Here is a 25,551-nt window from a genome sequence, read left to right as displayed (position 1 = left end):
GCCGAAGGGGGCTCCGATGCGCGAACTCAGCACGCCCGGCGCGTCGCCGGCGGTCATGCGTCACGGCGAGATCGATCCCGGTGGGAGGGGTTGGAGCGAGCGCGACGGGGCGGACCCGCGCTCGGCGCATCCTGGCACTCGATCGGGCTATCTCAATCTCGCCTCCGTGGTGCGCATCCTCTACCGGCGCGCCGCGCTGATCGCGCTGGTGGTGCTGCTCGGCGTCGCGGCGGCGCTGTTCGTCGTGCTGCGGACCACGCCGGTGTACAGCGCGACCGCGACCATCATCGTCAAGCCGGACGACGCCAGCACCAACGTCGCCGCGTTGCCGACCGCGATCGTGAGTCCCAGCCAGGAGACCGCGATCGAGACCAAGGTCGAGCTGCTCCAGTCGCGCAACCTGGCGCGCGAGGTCGCGGCGACGCTGCGCCTCGCGGGTGATCCCGAGTTCGCGCCGCCGCGCGACGCGCGGCCGGGCCTGCTCGACCGGCTGCTCGGCTGGCTCAACCCACCGGCCGTCACCGCGGCGACCACGCCGCAGGCGATCGAGCGCGCGCGCAACGAGGCGGTGGTCGATCGGCTGATCGAGCGCCTCGACGTCAGCCGCGTGGCGCGATCGAGCATGATCAACATCACCGCCTCCTCCCCCGATCCGCGCAAGGCGGCGCTGATCGCCAACCGCGTCGCGGACACGTACATCAAGTCGCAGATGGCCGAGTCGACCGACTCGCGAGTCGCGACGATCGACGATCTCAGCGCGCGGTTGGCGCAGTCGCGCGACGCGGCGGTCGCGGCGGACCGCGCGGCCGCGGCCTTCCGCACGTCGCACGGCCTGCTGGTGTCGCAACCCGAGCTCGGCGCCGCGGCGAGCGCGTCACAGCTCGCCGGACTGGTCGGGCAGACCCGCGCCGACGGTATCGCAGAGGCGCGCCGCGCGCAGGCGGGAGGCTCGGCCACCTCGCCGCTGCTTGCCGGCCTGCGCGAGCAGGAGGCGACGCTGGCGCGGCGCCAGAGCGAGCTCACCGGCTTCTACGGGCCGGGCTATCCCGAGGTCGCCAAGGTCAACGCCGAGATCGCGGCGCTGCGCACCCGGATCGACCAGGAGAGCGCGCGCATCCGTACCGACCTCGCCGCCCAGGCAGGGGCGAGCCAGGCGCGTGCCGCGGCGATGGCGGCGAGCGCGTCGGGTATTCGCGGTGCCGCGCTGGCGCAGGGCGCGGCCGCGGTGCAGCTGCGCGAGCTGGAGCGCCGGGCGGAGACCGCCAACGCGCTGTACAGCTCGGTCGCGGCACTGCTCAACGGCAAGCTCAGCCTCGACCCGCAGACCAAGGCCGACATCGCGGTGGTGTCGCGCGCGCCGATCCCCGACTCGCCGAGCTCGCCCTTGCCCAAGCAGGCGCTCGGCATCGCGCTGCTCGCCTCGGCGGCGCTCGGCGCGGTGCTGGCGCTGGTGGTCGAGATGATGGACATCAAGCTGCGCACCGCCGAGCAGGTCGAGCGGCTGCTCGGCGTGCGCACGCTGGCGATGGTGCCGGACACGCGGCTGGAGGATGGTTCGGGCGCGGCGAGCCACGATCTCGTCAACCAGCGGCCGCGCTCGCGCTTCGCCGAGGCGATGCGCAACCTGCTGATCGAGCTGGAGGGGCGCCGCACCAGCCAGTCGCACGTGGTGGTGATCACCTCGCCGCTGGAGGCGGAGGGCAAGAACACGATCGCCAAGAGCCTCGCCGCCACCGCGACGCGCGTCGACCAGCGTGTGGTGGTGGTCGACTTCGACCTGCGCCGTCCCGAGCTCGCGCTCGGCAGCGCCGCGCCGGGCGAGGTGCCGCAGACCGGCGTGGTCGCCTATCTCGCGGGCGACGCCTCGTTCGACCAGCTCAGCGTCTCGCACGAGGGGCAGCCGTTCGCCTCGCTCGGCGCGGGACAGGCGCCGCTCGACCCCGGCGCGCTGCTGAGCTCGCCGCGACTGCCGCGCCTGATCGCGCAGCTGCGCGAGCATTACAGCCTGGTGATCCTCAACGCCCCGCCGATCCTGCCGGTGCGCGACGCCAAGATGCTCGCCGACGTGGCGGACTCGACGTTGCTGGTGCTGCGCTGGGGCAAGACCGATCCCGAAGCGGCGCGGGTCGCGGTGCAGGTGTTCGGCCGCTCGATCACCGGCGCGGTGATCAACATGGTCGATATCGCCGCGCACGCCGGTCGGCGCTACGGCGACATGATCCACCATGTCGCTCGCTCGTCGAGCTACTACGACCGCGCCATGCCGCGGCGCGGCTGGCGTCGCGTGAGCGGCGGCGCACGCCGGATCGCGGCCAGCGCGGCGACGACGCTGCATCTGAACTGATCTCGCGGCCAGGGAGGAGAGGGCTGCCTCAACCTGGGACCGGCCCGGCTCAGAAGCCTTCGGGCAGGTCGATCGCGCCGACCACCTCGCGGTAGCGCGCGATCGCGTAGCGATCGGTCATGCCGGCGATGAAGTCCGCGATGTGGCGGGTGAGCCCGGGCTCGTCCTCGGGCAGCCGGGCACGCCATTCCTCCGGCAGCCGCGCCGGCTCGTCGCGATATGCGGCGAACAGGCCTGCCACCACCTGCGCCGCCGCTCCGGCCGCGGCGAGCTGGCGTGGGTGATGGTAGAGGTTGGCGTACATGAAACGCTTCAGCGCGCGCTCGGCGGTCGCCATCGCCGGCGAGAAAGCGATGAGCGGCTGCCCCGCGGCGCGTACCTCCTCCACGTTCGTCACGCCAGCGGCGTCGATGCGGCGCCGCGACTCAGCGATGAGATCGTTGACCATCGCGCCGATCTGGCTGCGGATCAGCTCGCCGGCGAGGCGCGCGCGGGGCACGTCCGCGAAGCGCGCGGCGACCCGGTCCCACCCCTCGGCGACCAGCGGCACCGCCATGATCTGGTCGAGCGTCAGCAGCCCGGCGCGCAGCCCGTCGTCGATGTCGTGATTGTCATAGGCGATGTCGTCGGCCAGCGCGGCGACCTGCGCCTCGAGCGAGGCGTGCGTGTCGAGCGCGAGGGCAGCCTCGGCGTCCGCCTCGGCCAGCGCCCAGCCCGGGCGGCGCACCGGGCCGTTGTGCTTGGCCAGCCCCTCCAGTGTCTCCCACGTCAGATTGAGACCGGGCCAGCGCGGATAGGGGCGCTCGATCCGCATCAGCGTCCGCAGCGTGTGGCCGTTATGGTCGAAGCCGCCGTGCGCGTGCGTCGCCGCGCGTAGCGCGTCCTCGCCGGCGTGGCCGAACGGCGGGTGGCCGATGTCGTGCGCGAGGCACAGTGCCTCGGTGAGGTCCTCGTTGAGCCCGAGCGTGCGGGCGATCGTGCGGCCGATCTGCGCCACCTCCAGGCTGTGAGTCAGCCGCACACGGAAATGGTCGCCGTCGGGCGCGAGGAAGACCTGAGTCTTGTGGCGCAGCCGGCGGAAGCTGATCGAGTGGATGATGCGGTCGCGGTCGCGCTGGAAGGCGTCGCGCGGCCCGCGGTCGCCCGAGTCCTCGCGGTGAAGCCGGCCGCGGCTGCGCGCCGGGTCGGACGCCCAGGGCGCGCGGTGAGGGGAGTCGCTCACTGGTCGTCGAGCCGGGATACCTTCTGGCCCGCCTCGCTGGTGAAGGTGAAGGCGGAGAGCCCCTGCTTGGCCAGCGTGTTGACCATCGCGCGTGCCTCGGCCTGGGTCTTGAAGGGGCCGGTGACGACGCGGTGGGTGGCGCGCAGCGGCGCCGTATAGGCGCGCTTGCCCGCCAGCGCCGGGGCCTTGCCCTGCGCCGTCTTCCACGCCTTGCCGAGATCGCCGGGGTTGGCGCCGCCGGCGACCTGGACCCAGATCCGCGCCGGCTCCTCGCGCTCGACCTTGGGGGCGCTTCTGGTGGCGGCCTTGGCGCCGGTCTTGCCCGCTTTGGCGGCGGAGGCGTCCTCCTCGCCATTCTTCGTGATGGGCAATTTCCTGTCGCTCGCCCCCTTCTTGGCGGCCTTGCCCTTGACCGACGGTTCGTCGTCGACCGCGACGCGGCCGCGGGCACCCTTCCTGGCGACGGGTGCTTCCTCCTCCTCCACGCGGCCGCGCGTGCCCTTCCTGGTGACGGGGGCCTCTTCCTCCTCGACGGCCCGCGCCTTTCGCTTGTCGGCGGCGGCGAGCTGTCGACCGCGCGCGCGCGCGGGCTCGGCGGGGTCCTCGGCGGCGACCTCGCGCGTGGTCACCCGCTTCGCCGCGGCGAGCCGCTGACTCTTCTGCTCGTCCGCGGCGGCGTTGCGCTCGGCCGCCTGCGCCGCCTCGTCGAGCGAGGCGCTGACGGTGGTGGAGGCGGGGGCGGGCGGGGCAACGACCGCGACGACCCGCTGGGTGCCCGGCATCGGCGCCACGCCGAGCTCGGCACCGGGCACCGAGATGCCCGCGACGATGCGCGCCAGGATCGAGTCCTCGCCCAGCCGCGGGGGCGCCGGCCGCGCGGCGGCTAACGCGGGCGTGGGCGAGGGCGCGGCGGCGGGTGCCGCGGCGGCCGCCGGCCGCGCGTGCGTCGGCGCGGCCGTGGCGACCTGCACGCCGGCGGACGAGGTCGAGGCGCTCGGCGTCGGTGCCGTCGTCGGCGTCGCGGCCGCGCTCGACATTGCGGCTGGGGGCGTACGGGTGATCGAGGGCGCGACGCTGGCGGTGCTGAGCGGCCTCGCTAGCGGGGACGTCGTCGGCGCGCTCGCCATGCTGGCGGGCGCGGCCGAGGCCAGCTGAGTCGTGCTCGCTGTCTCGGGCGTTGGCAGCGTCGGCAGCGTCGCGGCGGCGACCTGCCGAGGTGGCGTCGGCGCCGGCATCGTGGCGACGACGGGCCGCGCGGCGATCTGCCGACCGGCGGGCGTGGCGCGCGCGGCGAGCTGGCGCTGGCGCTCCGCCTCCTTGAGTCGACGGCGCTGCTCGCCGCGCGACAGCGGCTTCTCTGCTACCGCCGTCGGCATAACGGCGGCGACCTCGACGCGGCGCGGCGCGTTCGGGTCGGCGCCGAGCACGGGCAGCACCGGGACCACGCGCGCATCAGCGAGCCGCGCCGGGGTCGGCGCCACCTCGCCGAAATGCACCGCGAAGGCGCGGTCGGCGGCGTTCAGGGTTGGCAACCGCTGGAAGAAAGCGGCGAGGCCCTGCGCCATGCCGGATGGCATCATCCCCGTGGCGATGCGGTTGGCGCCCGAGACGTCGCCCCCCATCGCCAGGATGAAGGCGCGCGCGCGCCACGCGCCGCGATCAGAGCGACGCAGCAGCGCGTCGATCTCGGCCAATGCCTCCTGCTGCCGTCCCGAGATGCCGAGCGACAGCGCGTAACGGCGGCGCAGCTCGTCGAGCTCGTCGCCCTGCGCGCCGCCTTGAGCGAGCGCCAGCCGATAGTCGCGCTGGGCGCGCTCCTGCTCGCCGATCAGGTCATAGGCGAGTCCGCGATCGTCCGCGTAGCGCGCCATCACCGCGCCGTAACGCTGCGCCTCGTCGAAATAGCGCAGCGCCTCGCCGGGCCGCTCGCCGTTGACCAGGATCCGCGCGATGCCGCCCTTCACGCGCGCGTTGCGCGGATCGATCGCCTCGGCGCGCTTGTACAGCGCCGCGGCCGCGGTGGCGTCACCCAGCCTGAACGACAGCTCGCCGGCCTCGACCAGCGCGGAGAGGTCGCGCGGTGAGGCGCCGATGCGGCGCACCAGCTCCGCGAGCCGGTCGGCCTCCGGGTTGGCAGCAGGCATGATCGCCTGCGCGCGCGCCGCCGTCACGGGCGCGGCGGCGAGCGCGACGGCGAGCGCCAGCGGCGCAAGGGCGATGGCGAGCGTGCGTCCCGGTCGCGGGCGAGGGACGTCGGTCATGCGAACTTCTCCCCGCCCGCGATGCGGCGTGCGGACTGGCTGAGGCCCGTCGCCGGGCCGGGGCGCCGTCTAGACCGGGTGGCGGCTGAACCGGCAATGACGCCGTCAGCGGTGCTGCGATAAAGCGCGCCGGCCCGGCGACGAGCCGAGCCGGACGCGACGCTCAGATCTTCTCGGCCGCGGCGAGATAGTCCCACATCTGCTTGCTACCCTCGCTCGTGAGCCGCAGCAGCACGCGGCGGCGATCGACGGGATCGGCATCGCGGCACACCAGCCCGCGCTCGACCAGCATCGTGATCTGGCGCAGCGCGGTGGTGAGCGGCGCTCCGGACGCGACCGCCGCGCTGGTAGTATAGGTCTGGCGGTTCGCCAATTCCTGGACGAACAGGTCGAGCAGCAGGTCGAAGGCGGGCTCGCCGAACATCTCGCCCTGGAAAAAATGCGAGCGCAGCCGCCGCTTGGCGAGGATCCGCTCGGCCGCGACGCGGAGGAGCCGGCGCTGGTCCTCGATCCGCGGGGCCTCCAGCACCTCGACCGTGGCGAGCTGGCGCAGCTTGGTACCGGTATGGAACAGGCTGACGTGGTTGGTCACCCAGATAGCGCTACCGTCAGCAGCGATGTACCTCTTGGTGATCGCATAAGGGTCGCCGCCGGCGAGCAGCGCGTCCGAGCGCTGGCGATTGATGGTGCGATCGTCCTGGTGGGTGAACTCGAGGACGCTGCGACCGACGAGCATGTCACGCCCGAAACCCAGCATCGCGACATAATCGTCGTCGGCGTCGACGACTCGCATGTGCTCGTCGACGAGACAACTCATCAGGCTACGCGACGCCGCGCGATCCATCGCGTCCATCCCCGTGTTCGTGCCGCGGTCGCGGGCTGATGCACATCGCTAACATGAATGATGCGGGAATGGAGCGAAGAAGATTTACTATGGATCAAATTCAGGAGCTTAGCCTATGTTAGCGGCGCTCCCGCGGCGTCCTCACAGCCGCCGCTGTCCGGGGTAGGCGAAGAGCAGGTCGGCGTCGTTCGACGCGTGCAGCTGCTCATACCCCGTGACGGTGACGCACTCGCCGGCCTTCCACTCGACGCCGGCGACCACGCCCTCGCCGCGGATCGGGACGAGCCAGCCGGTCGCCCCCTCGGGCAGCGCGATCTCGCGCGCGCCGCCGGTCCAGCGCTCCAGCACGAACTTGGGTCCCTCGACGAGGATGGTGCGCCCGGGCGCGACCTCGCCGGGGGAGGGATAATCGACATAGGGCTCGAGGTCGGCGACCGCGACGCCGTCGTCGAGGTGCAGCTCGCGCGGCCGACCGTAATCGAACAGGCGATAGGTGGTGTCGGAGTTCTGCTGCACCTCGATCAGCGTCAGCCCGGCGCCGATCGCGTGGATCACGCCCGAGTGCGAGTAGAAGAAGTCCCCCGCCTTCACCGGCTTCCAGTCGAGCTTGTGCTCGAGGCTGCCGTCCTCGGCGCTGGCGCGCAGCTCCTCGCGCGTGATCGGCTGGAGCGGGCCGAGCGCGATCGTCGAGTCGGGTTCGGCGGCGAGGATGGTCCAGCACTCGTCCTTGCCGCGCGGCAGGCCGCGCTTCTGCGCCTCCTCGTCGGAGGGATGGTCCTGCACCGACAGTTTCTCGCTGGTGAAGAGATACTTGATCAGCAGCTCCGACTGTTCCGGATGGGGCGACTGGAACCAGATCTCGCCGATCGGCTCGGCATCGGGTGCGGGATCGGGGAAGCCGGGGAACAGGTGATGCCGGCCCCAGGGTTTCTCGACGCGCTTGGTGGCGAGCAGGGTGGCGGGCATGCGGACTCCTTGGGTGCGAGCAGATCGAGCGGCGAGAACGTGCCGTGCGCGCGGCGCGTTGCGTCCGCGTGAAAGCCGTTGTTCGTCGCGACCTCCTTAAGCTAAGAGCCGGGTCGATGCGTACCCCCCTTTTCCGCTCCCCCTCCGTCCGGCCGCTCGCGCTCGGGCTCGTCGCCGCGCTGGCGCTCCCGGTCGCGGGATGCGCGGGCAAATCCAACCGGGCCGATCTGCCCTATGTCGCACGCGACGTGGGCACGCTCTACTCGGCCGCGAAGCAGCGGCTCGACCAGGGGCGGTACAAGGAGGCCGCGGCGCTGTTCGACGAGGTCGAGCGCCAGCATCCTTACTCCGTGTGGGCGCGGCGCGCGCAGCTGATGGGCGCGTTCAGTTACTATCTCAACCGCGACTACACCCAGGCGATCCAGGGCGCGCAGCGCTTCCTCTCGGTCCATCCCGGCAACCGCGACGCGCCCTACGCTTATTACCTCGTCGCGATGAGCTATTACGAGCAGATCAACGACGTCACGCGCGACCAGAAGATCACCTCGCAGGCGCAGGACGCGCTGGGTGAGCTGACGCGGCGCTATCCCAACACGCGCTACGCCGCCGACGCGCGGCTCAAGATCGACCTGGTGCGCGACCATCTCGCCGGCAAGGAGATGGAGATCGGCCGCTTCTACGAGCGGCGCCGGCAGTGGCTCTCCGCCACGCTGCGCTTCCGTCGCGTCGTCGACGAATATCAGACCACCACTCACGCGCCCGAGGCGCTGATGCGGCTTACCGAGACCTATCTCGCGCTCGGCGTCCGCCCGGAAGCGGAGAAGGCCGCCGCGGTGCTCGGCGCCAATTACCCCGGCAGCGAATGGTATCAGCGCGCCTACAAGCTGATGCGGGAATATCCGGCCAAGCCGCTGACCCCGCTCGCGCCGGGCGAGCTGGTCGTGCCGGTGGCGACTCGACCCAGCGTGCCCGGCGAGGCGACCGCCGCGCCGCCCCGTGCGGAGGCGCCCGCGCCGACGACGCCGACCACTACCGGCGGCGACAATCCCTCGGGCAGCACCGCCCCCGGCGCGGTCACCGACACGCCCGCGACCACGCCGAGCGGTCCGCAATAAGCGGTCGTTGCGGAACAGAAGGGGTAAACAGGCGCACGTTTCGCCGCTAAGGAGCGCAGGCCGATGCTGACCGCGCTATCCATCCGTGACGTCGTGCTGATCGAGGCGCTCGAGCTGGAGTTCGGCGCGGGCCTCGGCGTGCTCACCGGCGAGACCGGCGCGGGCAAGTCGATCCTGCTCGACGCGCTCGGGCTGGCGCTCGGCCGCCGCGGCGAGAGCGGGCTGGTGCGCAGCGGCGCGACCCAGGCGGTGGTGACCGCCAGCTTCGACGCGCCGCCCGCGGCGGCGGCGCTGCTCGCCGACAATGGCCTGGAACTCGAACCCGGCGAGCCGCTGATCATCCGCCGCATCGTCAAGGCGGACGGCGGCAGCCGGGCCTTCGTCAACGACCAGCCCGCGTCGGCGGCGCTGCTGCGCGAGCTCGGCGCACTGCTGGTCGAGATCCACGGTCAGCACGACGATCGCGGCCTTCTCGCCGCGGCGGGTCATCGCGCCCTGCTCGACGCCTACGCCCGCGGCAACACGCGCGCGGTGGCCGAGGCGCATGCGACGTGGCGCACCGCCGAGCGCGCGCTGGCAGAGGCCCGCGACGGCATCGCCGCGGCGCAGCGAGACCGCGAGTGGCTCGAACATTCGGTCGCCGAACTCGTCGCGCTCGCGCCCGAGCCGGGCGAGGAGGAGACGCTGGCCGAGCGCCGCCGCTCGATGCAGCGCGCCGAGAAGGTCGCGGACGACCTGGGCGCGGTGACCGATCATCTCGACGGCGGCGACGGCGCGCTGACTCATCTGCGCCAGGCCGCGCGCGTGCTGGAGCGCATCGCCGAGGACCATCCCGCGCTCGCCGACGCGCTGGCGGCGGTGGATCGCGCGCTGATCGAGGGCAGTGCCGCCGAGGAGCGGCTGCGCGAGGCCGCCGCGGCGCTGCTGTACGACCCGCGCCGGCTCGAGGACGACGAGGCGCGGCTGTTCGAGCTGCGCGCGATGGCGCGCAAGCATCGCGTCCAGCCCGACGAGCTCGCCGCGCTGGCGGGCGACCTGGCCGCGCAGCTCGAGCGGCTCAACGCCGGGGAGGAAGGGCTGACCGGCCTGGAGCGGGCGGTGACGTCGGCGCGGGGGCGCTACGAGGCCGCCGCCGCCGAGCTGACCGCGACGCGCACCGCGGCGGCGACGCGGCTCGACGCCGCGGTGGCGGACGAGCTGGCGCCGCTGAAACTCGACGCCGCGCGCTTCCGCACCGTGGTCGCGCCGCTCGCGGAGAGTGACTGGTCGGCGGCCGGGCGTGACCGGGTCGAGTTCGAGATCGCGACAAACCCGGGCGCCCCCTTCGCGGCGCTCGCCAAGATCGCCTCGGGCGGCGAGCTGTCGCGCTTCATCCTGGCGCTCAAGGTGGCGCTGGCGCAGGAGGGCGGCGCGAGCACGATGATCTTCGACGAGATCGATCGCGGCGTCGGCGGCGCGGTGGCGAGCGCGATCGGCGAGCGGTTGGCGCGGCTGGCGCAGGCGACGCAGCTGCTGGTGGTGACGCACAGCCCGCAGGTGGCGGCGCGCGGCGCGACGCATTGGCTGATCGCCAAGTCGAGCGACGGGGTGGTGACCCGCACGGGCGTGCGCCCGCTCGACGCGGCCGAGCGCCGCGAGGAGATCGCGCGCATGCTGTCGGGCGCGACCGTCACCGACGAGGCGCGTGCCCAGGCGGAGCGGCTGCTCGAGACGGCGTGAGGGGGGAGTAGCAAAATCCTCCCCGGCACGGGGAGGGGACCGCCGCGCGCAGCGCGGTGGTGGAGGGGGCTTTCCGCAGACGCTGCACTGCTTGGAGAGCCCCCTCCACACCCGCTTCGCCAGCGGTCCCCACCCCCCCGCGGGCGGGGAGGATCTGATCGCTTGCCATCTTCGGTCACTCCGATCTCCACCTCGACCCAGAGCGTCACTGCGCCGCTGGCGCGCGCCGCCCCCGTGATGGTAGACGCCCCGCATGGGCCACGGTCACCACCACGCGCACGCGCATCACCACCACGATCACGGGTCGCACGGCCACCATCACCATGCCCCGCCCGAGCGCTGGGACCGGGCCTTCGCGGTCGGCATCGGGCTCAACCTCGCCTATGTCGTCGCGGAGGGAGGCGCGGGGCTGATCCTCGGGTCGATGGCCCTGCTCGCCGATGCCGGGCACAATCTCTCCGACGTGCTGGGCCTCGCGGTGGCCTGGGGCGGCGCGACGTTGGCGCGGGCGGCACCGTCGAAGCGCTTCACCTACGGGTTGAAGGGCTCGACCATCCTCGCCGCGCTCGCCAACGCGCTGCTGCTGCTGGTGGCGATCGGCGCGATCGCGCTGGAGGCGGTGCACCGCTTCGGCGCGCCGCAGCCGGTGCCGGGGCTGACCGTCTCGCTCGTCGCGGGCGCCGGGATCGCGGTCAACGCGGTCACCGCCTGGCTGTTCGCGCGCGGCCGCGAGGGCGACGTCAACATCCGCGGCGCCTATCTCCACATGCTCGCCGACGCGGTCGTCTCGGCGGGCGTGGTCGCAGCGGGGATCGCGCTCTATCTCACGGGCTTCGGGTGGATCGACCCGGCGGTGAGCCTCGTCATCGCCGCGGTGATCTTCTGGCAGACCTGGGGGCTGCTGCGCGAGACCGTGGAGATGGCGCTGGCGGCGGTGCCGCGCGGGATCGACTATGACGGTGTCAGCGCCGCGCTCGCCGGGCTGCCGGGCGTGGCCGCGATCCACGACCTGCATATCTGGCCGATGTCGACGACGGAGCCGAGCCTGACCGCGCATCTCTGCATGCCGGGCGGCCACCCGGGCGACGGCTTCCTTCATTCCGCGCAGGAGATGCTGCACGCGCGCTTCGGCATCGGACACGCGACGCTGCAGGTGGAGATCGGCGCGCCCTGCGGGCTGGCAGACGACCGGACGGTGTGAACGAGAGCGGCGCGCTCAGGGGAGAGCGCGCCGCACCGGTTCTGAGTTCAACAGATCACAGGCCGCTCATGCCGGAGAGGCGAGCGGCGCGCCCCTCAGTTGGCGGCGCCGACGATGGTCGTCGACAGCGGCTGCGCGGCGCGGAACGAGACGGGCACGCCGTTCGCCTGGCCCGAGACACGGTCGCCGTTGACGACGAGGCGGAAGCGCCCGCCGCGACCGACCTCGTGGCCCTCGATCACGGTGCGCGCCGAGTCGAGCGCGCTGGTGGTGTACACATAGGTGTGGCCGTCGCGGGTGAAGCTGCGCTCGGCCGGAGCGGCGGTGGCAGCGGCGGCGGTCAGCGTGGCGGCGGCGGCGACGAGGATCGTGGCAGTGCGCATGAACGTTGCTCCAAGCTGGGGGGCGAGTGCCCGATTGATGCGTCGCAGCATGGATGGTGCGCCGCAACATGCGCAATTGAGCGTTGCGCAAACGTGATTGCAGCGAATGCACCTGCGCCCGCGCCGCGATCGCACACGCTTTTGCGTCACCCTCGCGCATAAGCTAAGGCGCCGCGCCTATGACGCTCTTCACTCGCTTCGCCGCTCACCTCGACGCCGCGCTCGACGCGCTCACCGCCGCCGGCACGCTGCCCGCCGGGCTCGACCGCCGCAACGTCACGGTCGAGCCGCCGCGGGATCCCAGCCACGGCGATCTCGCCACCAACGCCGCGATGGTGCTCGCCAAGCCGGCCGCGACCAACCCGCGCGCGCTCGCCGAGGCGGTGGCCGGCGAGCTGCGCGCGCTGCCCGACGTGGCGGAGGTGAGCGTCGCCGGGCCGGGCTTCATCAACCTGCGGCTGCGTGACGACGTGTGGCGCGGCGAGATCGGCGCGATCCATGCGGCGGCGGCGGACTACGGTCGTTCAACCGGCGGCGAGGGCGTCACGGTCAACATCGAATATGTCTCGGCCAACCCGACCGGTCCGATGCACATGGGCCATTGCCGCGGCGCGGTGGTGGGCGACGCGCTCGCCAGCCTGCTCGAGTTCGCCGGACACAAGGTGGTGCGCGAATATTACGTCAATGACGCGGGCGGGCAGGTCGACGTGCTCGCGCGCTCCGCGCACCTGCGCTACCGTGAGGCGCTCGGCGAGGACGTCGGCGCGGTGCCCGAGGGGCTATACCCCGGCGACTATCTCGTCCCGGTCGGGCGCGCGCTCGCCGAGGAGTTCGACGACCGTTACGCCGCAGCGCCGGAGGGCGAGTGGCTGGAGCTGTTCCGCACGCGCGCGGTGGCGGCGATGCTGGTGTTGATCCGCGACGACCTCGCGCTGCTCGGCATCCACCACGACCTGTTCTCGTCAGAGGCGGAACTACAGGCGGCAGGCAAGCCCGAGGCGGCCGAGGCGTGGCTGCGCGCGCGCGACCTCGTCTATGACGGGGTGCTCGAGGCGCCCAAGGGGGAGACACCCGAGGATTGGGAGCCGGTCGAGCTGCCGTTGTTCCGTTCGAGCCGGTTCGGCGACGACCAGGACCGGCCGATCAAGAAGTCGAACGGCAGCTGGACCTATTTCGGCGCCGACCTCGCCTATCACTTTCAGAAGGCACAGGGCGCGGACCAGCTGATCGACATCTGGGGTGCCGACCATGCCGGAACGGTCAAGCGCATCCAGGCCGCGGTCGCTGCGCTGACCGAGGGCAAGACCCGCTTCGACGTCAAGCTGGTCCAGATGGTGCGCCTGCTGCGCGGCGGCGAGCCGGTCAAGATGTCGAAGCGTGCGGGCAATTTCGTCACGCTCGCCGACGTGGTGCGCGAGGTCGGCAAGGACGTGGTGCGCTTCACCATGCTGACTCGCCGCTCCGACGCGCAGATGGACTTCGATTTCGCCAAGGTGGTCGAGGCGTCGAAGGAGAACCCCGTGTTCTACGTGCAATACGCGCACGCGCGGGTGCACTCGCTCCACCGCCGTGCGGCCGAGGCGGGGATCAGCGCCGAGGCGGCCGATCTGTCCCGGCTTGATACGGAGGAGCTGGCGCTGGTGAAGCGCGCGGCGCAGTTCCCGCGCGTGGTCGAGACCGCCGCGGCAGCGCGCGAGCCGCATCGTATCGCCTTCTATCTCTACGATCTGGCCGCGGAGTTCCACGCGCTGTGGAATGTCGGCAACGATCGGCCGGAGCGCCGCTTCCTCGTCCCGGAGGACGCTCAGGTCACCGCCGCGCGCTTGTCCTTGGCCGCGGCGATCGGCCAGATTATCCGCAACGGCCTCGCCATCATGGGCGTGGAGGCGGTCACGGAGATGCACTGATGACGAGGTCTGGGTCGTTCGCGCGCGGCGACGCGGACCGGCTGCCCTGGCTCGAGACGGTCGAGCCGGACGAGCCCGATGGCGCCCCGGTCGGCCGGGTGGTGCTGCTCGTGCTGCTCGGTCTCGTGGTGCTCGGCGCGGTGCTGTTCGGCCTCTACCATTATCAGCGCGGCGCGAGCGGCGAGGGCGCGCTGATCGCCGCGCCCGCGGGCGACTACAAGATCCGCCCCGACGAACCCGGCGGGCTCAAGGTGGAGGGCGAAGGCGATTCAGCGATCGCCGCGAGCGCTGGAAGCAACGGTGCGGCGGCGATCGATCTCTCCGCGGTGCCCGAGGCGCCGATCGCGCGCCCCAGCGCGGTGCCGAGCGCCTCCCCGACGCCCGCCGGCGGCGCGCCCTCGGTCAGCGCGACGGTGCCGCGCGCGGCGGCGCCGCTGCGCGTGTCCCGTCCCGTCGTCGCACCGGTGCCGCGGGTGCCGGGGGCAGGGACGGGCGGCGCGCTGGTCCAGCTAGGCGCCTTCCCCACGGAGGCGGCGGCGAACGTCGCCTGGAGCGCGATCGCCAAGCGCTTCGGCTATGTCGCCGCGCTCGGCAAGGTGGTGCAGCCGGCGACCGTGAACGGGCGCAGCGTCTATCGGCTGCGAGTCAACGCGGGCAGCGCGGGCGCCGCGGCGAACCTGTGCGGTCGGCTCAAGGTGGCGGGCGAGGCCTGTTTCGTCACGGGGTGAGGGAGAATGGTGCGATCGCCGGCGCGATAGCGCCCAGGACGATCATACCTCCCTAAAGGATGTTCTCGCGCGGTCCGCGATCCTGTCTGCTCTGAGACCCGTTTACCCGAGCGAACGTGGCACGACGTATACCGAGCCAAGACCGGCATGCGGGACGAGGATGGCGGACCTCGCCCCCTTCAGTGAAGTGCCTACGGTTCGCTCCCCTCGCTGCCGGCATGATGATGGCCGGCCCGCGCGACCAATATCGCGCGCCGACCGCGTGCAGGGGTTGCCGGTCGTCCGATGCCTCCGCCTACCGCCCGAGCAGCACGCGCGCCTGGCTCGCGATCTGCGCCAGCATCGCCGCATTGGGCGCCTGTGCGTTGCGCGCGCGGTCGATCACCGCGCGGAACTGCGCGACTCGCGTGCCATTGCGCGCGAGCCAGTCGGCGACCAGCGCCTCGGGATCGCCCGCGCCGCCGCGGCCGAGGAAGTCGAGGCGGAGTTGCTGGAAATCGCGCGCCAGACCGGCGATCAGCAGCCGCTCCCATGGGTCGCTCGGTGAGATGCGCGTCGCGGTCGACTGCGCCCAGTCGAGGCCCAGCGCCTGGCCGAGCCGGGTGAAGGCGCGCGCCAGCCGCGTCTCCTCGATCCCGGCGCGCTCTCCGAGGTCGGCGAGGCCGATCGCGCCGTCCAGCTCGAAGAGGCGCACCACCTGCTTCGCCAGCTCGTGCGGCGCACCCGCCTGCTCGAGCGTGTCGGCGATCCGGCGCGAGTGCGCGCGCGCCTCGTCGAGCAGCAGCTCGCCCGCCGCGACGTCAAGTCGCTCGATCCCGGCGGAGAGACGCGCCAGCACCGCGGAGGGTGGTGTCGCCGGAGCGGTGGTGCGCAGCAGGTCGGCGACCTGCGAGCGCACCGCCACCGCGGTCTCGTCGAACAGCGCGATCCGCCCGCTCTCGGGCATCGGCGCGGTCTCGATCGCGTGCCATAGCGCGGCGAGGCCGAACTGGCGCTCCACCACGACGAACATCGCGGCGATATCGGCGAGCGTCGCGCCCTCCTCCTCGGCCAGCTCGAACGGGTGGAGGATGCCGATCCGGTTGATGATGCGGTTGGCCAGCTTGGTGGCGACGATCTGCGGACGCAGCCGGTGCGCGTCGATCGCCGCGGCGAAGCGCGCGCGCATCGCCGACGGGAAGGCGGCGTGGAGATCGTCTGCCAGCGCGGGGTCGTTCCCCAGCGCGGAATGCTCGATCGCGTCCTGCAGCGCGAGCTTGGCGGTGGCGAGCAGCACCGCGAGCTCGGGCCGGGTCAGCCCGCGCGCGTCGCTGCTGCGCCGGAGCAGGTCGGTGTTGCTGCCGAGCCCCTCGACCCGCCGGTCGAGCCGGCCGCTCTCCTCGAACACCTCGATCAGGCGGACGTAGCTGGGCAGCGCCTGCACGCCGCCGCCCTCGGCGATCGACAGCGCGAGCGTCTGGAGCCGGTTGTCCTCCAGCACCAGCCGCGCGACATCGTCGGTCATCGCGCCGAGCAACGCGTTGCGGTCGTCGAACCCGAGCCGGCCCTCGATCATCTCGCGGTTGAGCGCGATCTTGATGTTGACCTCATTGTCCGAGCAGTCGACGCCCGCCGAATTGTCAATGAAATCAGTGTTGATCCGCCCGCCCCGCGCGGCGAAGGCGATCCGCGCCGCCTGGGTGACGCCGAGATTGGCGCCCTCGCCGATCGCTGTGGCGCGCAGCTCCTCGGCGTCCACGCGGAGCCGGTCGTTGGCGGGATCGCCGACCGTGGCGTTGTTCTCCGCCGCGGCCTTCACATAGGTGCCGATGCCACCGAACCAGATCAGGTCGACCGGGCTCCTGAGGATCGCGGCGATCAGCGCGGTCGGCTCGAGCCGCTCCGCGGTGACACCGAGCGCGGCGCGCGCCTCGGGCGAGAGCGGGATCGACTTCATGTCGCGCGCGAACACGCCGCCGCCCGGTGAGATCAGCGCGGTGTCATAGTCCGCCCAGCTCGACCGCGGCAGCGCGAACAGGCGATCGCGCTCGGCCCAGCTCGCCGCCGCGTCCGGATCGGGGTCGAGGAAGATATGGCGGTGGTCGAAGGCGGCGACCAGCCGGACCGCCTTGGACAGCAGCATGCCGTTGCCGAACACGTCGCCCGACATGTCGCCGCAGCCGACGACGCGGATGGGCTGCGTCTGCACGTCGAGCCCACGCTCGGCGAAGTGGCGCTGCACCGAGACCCAGGCACCCTTGGCGGTGATGCCCATCGCCTTGTGATCATAACCGTGGCTGCCGCCGCTGGCGAAGGCGTCGCCCAGCCAGAAGCCGCGCTCCAGCGCGATCGCGTTGGCGACGTCGCTGAAGGTCGCGGTGCCCTTGTCGGCGGCGACGACGAAATACGGGTCCTCGCCGTCGTGGACGACCACGCCGTCGGGATGCACCACCTCCCCGCCGACGATGTTGTCGGTGATCGACAGCAGGGTGCGGATGAAGATGCGATAGGCCTCGGTACCCTCCGCCAGCCACGCGTCGCGATGGCCCGGCGAGGGTAATTGCTTGGCGTAGAAGCCGCCCTTGGCGCCGGTCGGCACGATCACGGCGTTCTTGACCCGCTGCGCCTTCATCAGCCCGAGGATCTCGGTGCGGAAATCGTCGCGCCGGTCGGACCAGCGCAGCCCGCCGCGCGCGACCGGGCCGGCGCGCAGGTGGATGCCCTCGACCCGCGGCGAATAGACCCACACCTCGCGCCACGGCAGCGGCGCGGGCAGGCCGGGGATCCTGGCGCTGTCGAGCTTGAAGGCCAGGGCCTCCTTCGCTGCCTCGGTATAGGCGTTGGTGCGCAGCGTCGCGTCGATCACCGCGCGGAAGGCGCGCAGGATGCGGTCGTCGTCGATGCCCGTGACCGCGTCCAGCCCGGCATCGATCGCCGCCGTCGCAGCGGTGACGTCACCGGTGCGCGCGGGGTCATGGCGTGCGGCGAACAGGTCGACCAGCGCCTTGGTCACATCGCGCGCGCGCGTCAGCGTCTCCACCACCGTGGCCATGCCGTAGCTCATCCCGGCCTGCCGCAGGTAGCGGAACCAGGCGCGGAACAGCACCACCGCCGATGGCGACAGTCCCGCCTCCAGCATCAGCCGGTTGAAGCCGTCGTCCTCGGCGCGGCCCTCGAGCACCTGCGCGAGCGCCTCCTGCAGCGTGTCCGCCGCGGCGAGCACCGAAGGCACGTCGGCGGCGGTCTCCAGCGTGAAGTCGTGGATCGACGAGCGTTCCTCGTCGGTCAGCCCGGTCGGCATCTCCTCGATCACGCGGAAGCCGAAATGCTCGAGCGCGGGCACCGCGTCGGACAGCGCCAGCGGCCCGCCCTGGCGATAGACCTTGAGGTGGAGCATGCCGTCGCCGCCCGCGGTGAAGCGCACCTCGCGGTCGGCGTCGTCGACCAGGTTGGCGATCGCGACGATGTCGCGCGCCGCCTCGTCGGGAGTGGCGCCGGTGCGATAGCGCGGCGGGAAGGCGGCGGCGTGGCGCAGCGCCAGCCGCGCCGCGCGCGCCGGCCCGACCTCGTCGGCGAGCGCCGCCTCGATCGAGGGCGCCCAGCCGCGCACCATCTTCTCCAGCCGCGCGTCGAGCAGCGTGGCGTTGGGCAGGCGGCCAGCGCCGCGCAGGTCGATGGTGTAGCGCAGCAGCGCGGTGCGGCTGTCCTCGACGCTGGTGTTCCAGTTGAGGATCTGGCCGTTGGCCTCCTCCGCCAGCATCGCGCCGATCGCGACGCGGCGCGCGGTGGTCATCTCGTCGCGCGGCAGCCAGACGAAGGCGTAGAGGTGGCGTCCGAGCGGTGAGGGGACGAGCACCAGCTTGGGGCGCGGCCGGTCGGCGAGGCTCATCGCGGTGAGCGCCAGCTCCTCCATCCCCGCGGCACTGACCGCGATCATCAGGTCGTGCGGCAGCGTGGCGATCGCGTGGGTCAGTGCCTTGCCGGTATGGCCCGCGGGGTCGAAGCCGAACTTGGCCTCGCTCGCCGCCAGCCGCTGACGCAACACGGGCACGCTGCGCGGCGGCGCGTTGAGCGCGGCCGAGGTCCACAGGCCGGCGTGGATCGACAGGCCGGTCACTCTGCCCGCCGTGGCGAGCGGCACCACGAGCAGGTCGAGCGGCACGCGGCGGTGCACGGGAGAGATCAGGCTCGACTTGAGCAGCAGAGGCGCGGCGTTGCCGGCAGTGAAATACTCCACCGCGAGGCGGCGCGAACGCTCGGCGAGCAGCGGCACCTCGTGGTCGTTGCGCGCGATGCCGAGCGGCGGGGCGGGATCGGCGTGGCCGTCGAGGTGCCAGCGCTCGTGACCGAGCAGGGTGAAGTGGCGGTCGAGGAACCAGCGCAGCAGGTTGGCGCCCTCGGGATCGTGACCGGTATCGTCGAGCATGCCCGCGTCGGCGGCGAGCGCAGCCTGCATCTGACGCCAGTCGCCCACCGCGACGCGCACGTCGCGCAGCAGCCGCTCGATCTCGTCGGTCAGCGCGCGACGGTCCTTGGCGTCGACGCGCTCGAGCTCGACGTAGATCATCGACTCGGCTTGTCCGCCGGCCTCCTCGATCGCGGTGAGCGTGCCGTCGGCGTCGCGCGAGACGCGGATGACGGGGTGGATCACGCGATCGACCGCGATGTCGCGGTCTCCGATCGCGGCGGCGACCGAATCGACCAGGAAGGGCATGTCGTCGTTGACGATGGCGAGCCGCATGCGACGGCGCGCGCCGTCGCCGGGCAGCTGTTCCAGCGCGAGCGCGGCGGTGCCGGGCGCGCGCTGCGCCGCGGTCTCGGCCAGGAAGGCGGCGGCCTCGGCCTGCTTGTCCTCGCCGAAGCCGGCGATCTCTCCTGGGAGCGCGCGATGGGTGAGCCGCGCCGCGAGCGCGGCAGACAGTTTCTGCAGAGACTTCTCGACCATGGCGGCGCTATGCGCCGGGTGACGACGCGGCTCAACCCCGTGTGGAACCCAGGAGATAGCCGATGGAAAGCGCGAGGGGCGTCGCCCACCTCCGCCGTCATCCTTAGCGTGTCTCAGGATCCACCGTGCCGCGCGCTCATCGTCGCTGAGCCCGAGGAGCAGAGGATCCTGAGCCACGCGAAGGATGACGCCATCTATCGAAGCGGTGGCGTTATACGCCGAAACCGGGTCAGACGAGGCGCCGCAGCGACGCCGCGGTCGCCGGCTCACCGGCCTCAGCCGAGCCGGCGCAGCACCTGCTCTGCCAACCTGGCATCGTCGCCGACGGCACCGACCACCACGATGCCACCCGCGACGGCGCGACCGAGCAGCACCACCGGCTCGCCCTCCGCCAGGCCGCTGTCGAGCGCGAGCTCGGCCAGGGGCGCGCGCGCGGCGATCGCGGGCGCCAGCCGCGGGGCGGGGCGCGACACCGGCCGGCGCGATGCGCGCTCGTCGGCGACGAGGCGCTTGATCCCGCCCTCGGTCGAGTCGAGCACGCCGGCCAGCTCGCCCTCGGTGACGCCGGTGCGCGCCGCCCAGGCGAGCACGGTGGCCAGCTCGGTCAGCCGCGTCTTGTCGTGGTCCGTGCCGAAGATCAGCTTGGCGATCGCGGTCATCGGCGCGCGCGCCTGCACCTTGATCTCTGCCTCCTCGAGGATGGCGGCGAGCCGCTCGGGCGCGTCGGTGGCGGCCAGCGCGAAATCGTGCGCGCGGCCGAGCGCGCGGTACAGCGCGGCGTGGCTGCGCGTCGCCGCGGCGCGTGCCGAGGCCGCGCTCTCGCGCGCGGCGGCGAGCCGGTCGTCGAGGGATGCGGCGGGGGCCGCCTCGGGCCAGGGCAGCGCGTCGAGCTCGGCCGCGGCGTGCGGTCCGTCGGCCCAGGCGGCGGCGGGGACGGGGTCATGGCGCGGTGCGGGCGCGACCCCGGCCAGCTCGCGGTCGAGCGCGGCCTGGTGATCGGCGGTGACCAGTTCCTTCCAGTTGATCACGCCGTAGATGAAGTCGATCGACGCGCCGTCGGAGGAGAAGGGCATCAGGATGCCGCGGTACAATGTGGCGTGGCCGCGCGTGCCGACGAACTCCGCCTCGAAGCCGATCGGCGCCTGATTGGCGATGATCTGGAGGTAATGGTCGGTCAGCCGCGACAGCAGCGATCGCGCGGGCACGTCGCTGATCCGCGCGATCGCCTGATCGGCGCCGCACTCGTCGCGCAGCGCGCGGCCTATGAACTGGACCGAGGGATCGTCCACCCCGGCGGAGAAGTCGAGCAGCACGCTGTTGGCGCCGAAGTCGGCGATGCTGGCGGGCTCGAGGTCGGCGATCGCGGGATAGGGGCGCTCACCGAGCAGCGACACCCAGTGATTATAGGCGCGCACGTGCATGCGCCGCTCGTCGCCGCCGACCGCGAGCACCGCCTCGCCGACTCCGCCCTCGGTCGGGTCGAGGTCGTGGCGGGGGTCGTCGTAACCGCGCGGCGTGTCCATGCTCATCGTCCCAGTGAGGCCTGCGGAGTCGGCCTGTCACGCCCGATCTGCACCATGGATGGTAAACTCCGCGTAAAGCCCGGAAGCGCTTGCCACGCCCGAGGGCCGCTGCTAAGCGCGCGCTCCACGATGCGGTGCCCCCGGGCGCGATCGGGCCGCTTTAGCTCAGTTGGTAGAGCACATCATTCGTAATGATGGGGTCACAGGTTCGAGTCCTGTAAGCGGCACCAACAAAATTGGCGGTTATCCAGGCATTTTGACCTCCCTGAGGTTGGGTGCGGGTCGACTGGCTCCGGTGTGACTCCGGTGTAAGGCTCCTGGAGCCAGTCGATCTAACTCTGCGATGACGCTGCCCAGGGCGGTCACCACCGTTGGAAATTCGCCTATCGCGTAGGTCTCGGTCTGGCTGGGCGCGCGATGGCCCATGAAGCCCTCGAGATCCCAGCGTGCTGCTCCGCGATTGCGGACGAGCGTCGCGAGGCTGTGGCGCAGCAGGTATGGGCGCCACTCTCGGCCGGTCGGCATCTTCAGCGCGGCGAGCATCGTCGCCCAGGCGCGATCAACGTCTTTCACCGGCCGGCCGTAATAATTCACGAGCCAGCCGCGGCCGGCTCGAGCCTCTTCGGGAAGCGCCAGGTACTCCACCAGCTCGGCCTCAAGCCATTCGGCAAGGAGCGGCAGCACCGGGAGGAGCGGACGGCGCTTCTTGTTCTGGATCCGCCCTTTCGGGTTGAGGTCGATCGTGTCGGCGCCGTGGCTCCACTGGTGGCGATCGGGTGCGACCGATATGTCGCAGACGGCGCTCGGCCGCGCGATCGTGCAGATCGTGGCCACCAGGAAGCGGTGGAGCGAGCTGCGGCGCCTGCTCGGCTCAGCCGCATAGCTCAGCATCGCCGCGAGCTGGTCTACGCCGATCCGGTGCCGGCGCGCGCTGCACCTGGCTAGGGGGGAGGGGGCGGTACGCCGGCCGCTTGTCCGAACGCGCCGGGTCGGCATTGGCGGCGTGGTTGAGCGCGGCGATCAGCTGCGCCACTGAGGCTTCGGTAGACGACGGCGCGCGTGGGCGCTCCACCGTTACCTCGCCTGCCTTGTTGCGCCAGCGCGCGGGTGTTGCCTGAGACCAGGCGCGAAATTCGGTGATGAACGCGCTCGAGCACGCAATCGCGCAGCTCGTCCCAAGGCCAAAGCCGCCACCTGATTTGTCCTGCACGCCAAGGAAGTCGAGCACGTGGTTGAGCCGCGTCTCGATCGCCTCGGCCGAGGTGCGCTTATCGCCCCACTCTAGTCGGTAGTCGGCAATCGCGTCGGTGAGCAGGTAGGCGCTCGCCTGCGCGATCGGCTGGCCGCATGCGTGGCAGAAGGCCGCGGCTTCCGTAACATCGGAGAGGTAGCGTCGATCGAGGATCAGGGCTGCTTTGCCCTCTTCCGTCGTGCCCGTTGATGCGCTTCGGACACGTCGCGTGGCGGTGTCGTACCAGAAGACGGTGAGATAAGGCGAACGGAGTGATCCGTCGCGCTTCCGGTCCCAACCAAGCCAGTATTTTCCGCGGCGATAGAGCGGCGCCTCTTGTCCCGACACTTGGCTTGTTCCCTCAAATACTCTTGGCTGGCGTTGTGAATGACTGGCAGGACGCCGTGGGTCACGAGGAGGTCTATGTCAGCGGCTTCCAGGCGAATGCCTTTGCCGTTCTCGACCGCCTTGCAAAAGCGACGATCAAGCTGGGCGATGCTGGCGGGGGCGTTCACGGCAGTGCGTCCTCCGGTGGTTCGAACCTGACGACGGTGGTGGGGCAGTCCTGGTCGGCCAGGATGACGAAGCGCCGGGCGAGAAGCTGGTCCACAGCCGCAGAAGGCGACGAGCTCTTCGAGGTGCTCGGGCCCTCGATCGCCCGTGCGCCAGCCGCAAGGATAGCGGTGGCGCGCCAGAGTCCGGGGGCATGCTGGACAACGAGGATCGCGGGCGGCTCTTCGAGCTGGCTGACGATCGCGGCCTCGGTTGCAGTGTGCACCGCGCCCTCGAATTTCGGCGATTTTGACGTGGCGGCCTGACATGCGGCAACCAGCAAGCGGAGTGCGTCGAGAGCCTCGTCGTAGGTGCCGTCGCCCTCGCCGCGAAGCACGGCGTTGCCAGCCTGAGTAGCCGCGGCCGCGTCAACTGGCATCACTGCCCCCCGAACATGACGGTGACGCTGGTCCAGCCGAAGCACCAGTGCCCGAGCTGGATGAACGGCAGCGGCGAGATGAAGCCGGTGATGATCTGGACGGCTACGAGATCGAGCGAACTGAGACGGCACGTCGGCGTCGCGGCGCGAGACAATGGCGGGAGCAGCGGCACGGCGGCGCGAGCGCGATCGTGGCGGCGAGGCGGGGTGGCGGCGTGAAGCATCAACGATCTCCCGAGATGACCAGCTCGCGTAAGATCGCGAGCACGACGGCGAAGACGAGGACGAGGGTCGCGTAGGCGAGGCGCGGATGGCCGAGCAGCACCAGCAGCAGCCCGAGACCGAGCAGGACGCCGGCGATCAGCAGCGCAAGGCTGTAGGAAGGCGCCGGGCGGCGGGTCACGGCGAGCAGCTCGGACAGAGCGTGGCGGACGGCCAAGCGGTTGACCCTCTAAGTTGGCGCGGCGTGACACCGCAGCGGTGGCAGTGGACCGGCACTTTGACGCCATCGTCGCTGCGCGCTTTATCGAGTGCCTGCAGCAGGTCGATATCGAGGCGGATGTGCTCCGAGATGGCGACTATGGTGGTCTCCCGTGCCGGCATCAGATCGGCCTCGATCGCCAGGAGCCAGCCGGTGCGATCGGTCAAGCCGAGGTGCGGCAGGCACTCGAGTTGCTCCGCCAGCTGCTCGGCGGTGAAACGGTGCGCAGTGCGGCGCGCGGCAAGATAGGTGCCTGGGGTCATGGGGGCGCTCACCGGCCGCTCTCGTTCGTAACCGAGCCGCGCTTTGGCGAGGCCGCGTCCGTCGGAGTGTCGAGCGATCTGGTAACCAGCAGCTGGGCGACGCCGATGAGCCCGCGGGCACGATCCAGGAGCATTCGCGCCAGCATGGACGGCAACTGCAGCTTGCAGGCTTCGATCGCCCGATCGGTATCAACCAGATCTTCGCGAAGGCGGATGAGGGTGTCGCGGTACCACATCGAAGGTTTCCGGGCTGCAAAGGGCCGTTCCCGAAAGCTCGTGCGATCGGGGCAGCTGGGCAGATTTTTGATCGAGGTCTGATCGGCTGGAGCGGCTTACCCGGTGTCGGGCGGAGGCCGCGTTTCGCGGTCGTGCGACGCTCTCGAACGCGTCGACGAGCTAGAACGTCGGGAGGAGATCGCGCTAAAATGGGACGGCAATCGTGAGCGACGCGCTGCGTCCAGACTGCCATAAGTAAAGCTGTCGATCGCGGCTCTCAGGCACCACATGAACGAAGGCGATCTTGCCGCTTCCGGCGTAACAGGGGGAAAGATTGAGCGACCTTCGGGGGACGGCGACGCCGACCGGCAATTCCGATCGGCCGACGGCATCCGCCCCCGTCCAGTCTGCGCGCGCCTATCGCGGGAGCACGCGCGAAGCTGTGGGCGCCAACCTAAGCGGCTCATCGCACTACCTCGCGGTCGATGCTGGCTGCGGCAGGCGACGGCGCATAGTCGTGCGGGAACAGATCTGGCCGGAGGTCATGCCAGGTAAGCCCGGTCGCAAGCGATACCTCGCGGACGTATTCAGCCGGAATTTCTTTGTCGCCCTTGAGCCAAGCGCTCACGGTGGATTGGCGCCGGCGGATCAGCCGCGCAAACTCCGACTGCGATCCAGCCGCCCGGATTGCGCGCGCCAGCCCCGTGTCAGAGTCGTGTTCCAAAGCCATGCGCGTAGCTAACGAGTAGTCGTTATGTTATTCAACAGGCAAATCGAACTAGTGGCTAACGACGGGTCGTTAGATAAGGAGTCGATGACACTTGGCGCCCGTATCGAGCAGCGGCGGAAGCAGCTGAAAATTTCCCAGGCCGAGCTGGCCCGGCGCGTCGGCGTTCGTCAAAGCACGATCAACTCACTAATCAACGGCAGCTCGCGGTCGTCTCGCTCAATCGTTCAGATCGCGCGAGAGCTGCAGACAACGCCCGCTTTCCTCTATGGCGAGATTGACGATCCCGACCAAGGTGCGCCGCCACCTACTCCGGCGCCGAGCACGCAGGTGCTCATTATGCCTGTCGTCTTACCAAGCGAAGATGGTCTGGCTCGGGCGTTTGAAGGCGTGTTGGCGGCGTCGCGGGGAATGAACGAGGCCGAGCTTGCTCGTGAGCTTGCCAAGCGACTTCCCACGATGTTTTCGCTGCTGCGAGGCGCGCTGACAGCGGATCATGGCTCTGCCGCTGCCGCTCAAAGTCCGCCCATCGCTCCCGCCGAACGGCAGCAAGCATAGCGCATCG

The 25,551-nt window shown here is 71.3% G+C and carries 22 protein-coding genes and 1 tRNA gene; 9 read left to right on the top strand and 14 right to left on the bottom strand.

Annotated elements, in window-relative coordinates; all coding sequences use genetic code 11:
• The first annotated feature begins 16 nt into the window (after window positions 1-16).
• The gene (locus K7957_RS05965) at window positions 17-2,344 is read left to right on the top strand and encodes a GumC family protein (protein ID WP_223010990.1); all 2,328 of its coding nucleotides are present in this window, start codon (window positions 17-19) and stop codon (window positions 2,342-2,344) included.
• Window positions 2,345-2,393: 49 nt separating this feature from the next.
• On the opposite strand, the gene K7957_RS05960 is transcribed toward K7957_RS05965, so the two are convergent.
• The 4 genes from K7957_RS05960 to K7957_RS05945 all read right to left on the bottom strand — a co-directional run bounded on the left by K7957_RS05960 (window position 2,394) and on the right by K7957_RS05945 (window position 7,637).
• Complete coding sequence (locus K7957_RS05960; RefSeq protein WP_223010989.1) at window positions 2,394-3,566, bottom strand: deoxyguanosinetriphosphate triphosphohydrolase; 1,173 nt, start codon at window positions 3,564-3,566, stop codon at window positions 2,394-2,396.
• The gene (locus K7957_RS05955) at window positions 3,563-5,827 is read right to left on the bottom strand and encodes an SPOR domain-containing protein (RefSeq protein WP_223010988.1); all 2,265 of its coding nucleotides are present in this window, start codon (window positions 5,825-5,827) and stop codon (window positions 3,563-3,565) included. The genes K7957_RS05960 and K7957_RS05955 overlap by 4 nt, the downstream gene beginning before the upstream one ends.
• A gap of 163 nt (window positions 5,828-5,990) precedes the next feature.
• Window positions 5,991-6,671 (bottom strand): PAS domain S-box protein, encoded by a 681-nt coding sequence (locus K7957_RS05950; protein WP_223010987.1) that lies wholly within the window; start codon window positions 6,669-6,671, stop codon window positions 5,991-5,993.
• A gap of 141 nt (window positions 6,672-6,812) precedes the next feature.
• Window positions 6,813-7,637 carry a class I mannose-6-phosphate isomerase gene (locus tag K7957_RS05945; RefSeq protein ID WP_223010986.1) on the bottom strand — a complete coding sequence of 275 codons (825 nt, stop codon included), beginning with the start codon at window positions 7,635-7,637 and terminating at the stop codon, window positions 6,813-6,815.
• Between the two features lie 116 nt (window positions 7,638-7,753).
• Here K7957_RS05945 and K7957_RS05940 point away from each other — a divergent pair, with 116 nt between their 5' ends.
• The 3 genes from K7957_RS05940 (at window position 7,754) to K7957_RS05930 (ending at window position 11,672) form a co-directional block, all read left to right on the top strand.
• A complete protein-coding gene (locus K7957_RS05940; protein ID WP_223010985.1) occupies window positions 7,754-8,752 on the top strand; it encodes an outer membrane protein assembly factor BamD in 999 nt (332 codons plus the stop codon).
• Window positions 8,753-8,815: 63 nt separating this feature from the next.
• Window positions 8,816-10,471 (top strand): DNA repair protein RecN, encoded by a 1,656-nt coding sequence (gene recN / locus K7957_RS05935; RefSeq protein ID WP_223010984.1) that lies wholly within the window; start codon window positions 8,816-8,818, stop codon window positions 10,469-10,471.
• Between the two features lie 253 nt (window positions 10,472-10,724).
• Window positions 10,725-11,672, top strand: coding sequence for a cation diffusion facilitator family transporter (locus K7957_RS05930; RefSeq protein ID WP_223010983.1), 948 nt, complete (start codon window positions 10,725-10,727; stop codon window positions 11,670-11,672).
• Between the two features lie 95 nt (window positions 11,673-11,767).
• Here K7957_RS05930 and K7957_RS05925 read toward each other — a convergent pair whose 3' ends face one another.
• The gene (locus tag K7957_RS05925) at window positions 11,768-12,055 is read right to left on the bottom strand and encodes a hypothetical protein (protein ID WP_223010982.1); all 288 of its coding nucleotides are present in this window, start codon (window positions 12,053-12,055) and stop codon (window positions 11,768-11,770) included.
• 179 nt (window positions 12,056-12,234) lie between these two features.
• On the opposite strand from K7957_RS05925, the gene argS reads away from it, so the two are divergent.
• Window positions 12,235-13,962: an arginine--tRNA ligase gene (argS, locus tag K7957_RS05920; protein ID WP_223010981.1), complete on the top strand. Its 1,728-nt coding sequence runs from the start codon at window positions 12,235-12,237 to the stop codon at window positions 13,960-13,962.
• Complete coding sequence (locus tag K7957_RS05915; RefSeq protein WP_223010980.1) at window positions 13,962-14,690, top strand: SPOR domain-containing protein; 729 nt, start codon at window positions 13,962-13,964, stop codon at window positions 14,688-14,690. The genes argS and K7957_RS05915 overlap by 1 nt, the downstream gene beginning before the upstream one ends.
• A gap of 295 nt (window positions 14,691-14,985) precedes the next feature.
• Here the strand turns inward: K7957_RS05915 and K7957_RS05910 are convergent, their stop codons facing one another.
• Window positions 14,986-19,614, bottom strand: a complete 4,629-nt coding sequence (locus K7957_RS05910) for an NAD-glutamate dehydrogenase (protein ID WP_223010979.1) — start codon at window positions 19,612-19,614, stop codon at window positions 14,986-14,988.
• 275 nt (window positions 19,615-19,889) lie between these two features.
• Entirely contained in the window at window positions 19,890-21,137 is a 1,248-nt protein-coding gene (locus K7957_RS05905; protein WP_223010978.1) for a PAS domain-containing protein, read from the bottom strand.
• Window positions 21,138-21,291: 154 nt separating this feature from the next.
• Here K7957_RS05905 and K7957_RS05900 point away from each other — a divergent pair.
• Window positions 21,292-21,367: transfer RNA gene (locus tag K7957_RS05900), tRNA-Thr, on the top strand.
• Between the two features lie 13 nt (window positions 21,368-21,380).
• Here K7957_RS05900 and K7957_RS20295 read toward each other — a convergent pair.
• Together K7957_RS20295 and K7957_RS20290 are read right to left on the bottom strand one after the other, a co-directional pair.
• Window positions 21,381-22,028 carry a site-specific integrase gene (locus K7957_RS20295; protein WP_246616657.1) on the bottom strand — a complete coding sequence of 216 codons (648 nt, stop codon included), beginning with the start codon at window positions 22,026-22,028 and terminating at the stop codon, window positions 21,381-21,383.
• A complete protein-coding gene (locus K7957_RS20290) occupies window positions 22,009-22,716 on the bottom strand; it encodes a hypothetical protein (protein ID WP_246616656.1) in 708 nt (235 codons plus the stop codon). The genes K7957_RS20295 and K7957_RS20290 overlap by 20 nt, the downstream gene beginning before the upstream one ends.
• Before the next feature lie 35 nt (window positions 22,717-22,751).
• Here K7957_RS20290 and K7957_RS05890 point away from each other — a divergent pair, with 35 nt between their 5' ends.
• Complete coding sequence (locus K7957_RS05890) at window positions 22,752-23,186, top strand: hypothetical protein (RefSeq protein WP_223010977.1); 435 nt, start codon at window positions 22,752-22,754, stop codon at window positions 23,184-23,186.
• Window positions 23,187-23,298: 112 nt separating this feature from the next.
• On the opposite strand, the gene K7957_RS05885 is transcribed toward K7957_RS05890, so the two are convergent.
• The 5 genes from K7957_RS05885 to K7957_RS05865 form a co-directional block, all read right to left on the bottom strand.
• Window positions 23,299-23,523: a hypothetical protein gene (locus K7957_RS05885; RefSeq protein ID WP_223010976.1), complete on the bottom strand. Its 225-nt coding sequence runs from the start codon at window positions 23,521-23,523 to the stop codon at window positions 23,299-23,301.
• Entirely contained in the window at window positions 23,523-23,702 is a 180-nt protein-coding gene (locus K7957_RS05880; RefSeq protein WP_223010975.1) for a hypothetical protein, read from the bottom strand. Before K7957_RS05880 ends, K7957_RS05885 begins: the two co-directional genes overlap by 1 nt.
• The gene (locus K7957_RS05875) at window positions 23,699-24,043 is read right to left on the bottom strand and encodes a hypothetical protein (protein ID WP_223010974.1); all 345 of its coding nucleotides are present in this window, start codon (window positions 24,041-24,043) and stop codon (window positions 23,699-23,701) included. The genes K7957_RS05880 and K7957_RS05875 overlap by 4 nt, the downstream gene beginning before the upstream one ends.
• A gap of 8 nt (window positions 24,044-24,051) precedes the next feature.
• Window positions 24,052-24,279: a hypothetical protein gene (locus K7957_RS05870; RefSeq protein WP_223010973.1), complete on the bottom strand. Its 228-nt coding sequence runs from the start codon at window positions 24,277-24,279 to the stop codon at window positions 24,052-24,054.
• A 443-nt stretch (window positions 24,280-24,722) separates the two neighbouring features.
• Entirely contained in the window at window positions 24,723-24,989 is a 267-nt protein-coding gene (locus tag K7957_RS05865; protein ID WP_223010972.1) for a transcriptional regulator, read from the bottom strand.
• A 24-nt stretch (window positions 24,990-25,013) separates the two neighbouring features.
• Here K7957_RS05865 and K7957_RS05860 point away from each other — a divergent pair, with 24 nt between their 5' ends.
• Window positions 25,014-25,544, top strand: a complete 531-nt coding sequence (locus K7957_RS05860) for a helix-turn-helix domain-containing protein (RefSeq protein ID WP_223010971.1) — start codon at window positions 25,014-25,016, stop codon at window positions 25,542-25,544.
• The last annotated feature ends 7 nt before the right edge of the window (window positions 25,545-25,551 follow it).

The organism is Sphingomonas yunnanensis (assembly GCF_019898765.1).
GTDB lineage: Bacteria > Pseudomonadota > Alphaproteobacteria > Sphingomonadales > Sphingomonadaceae > Sphingomonas > Sphingomonas yunnanensis.
This window is presented reverse-complemented; position numbering and strand designations above follow the sequence as displayed.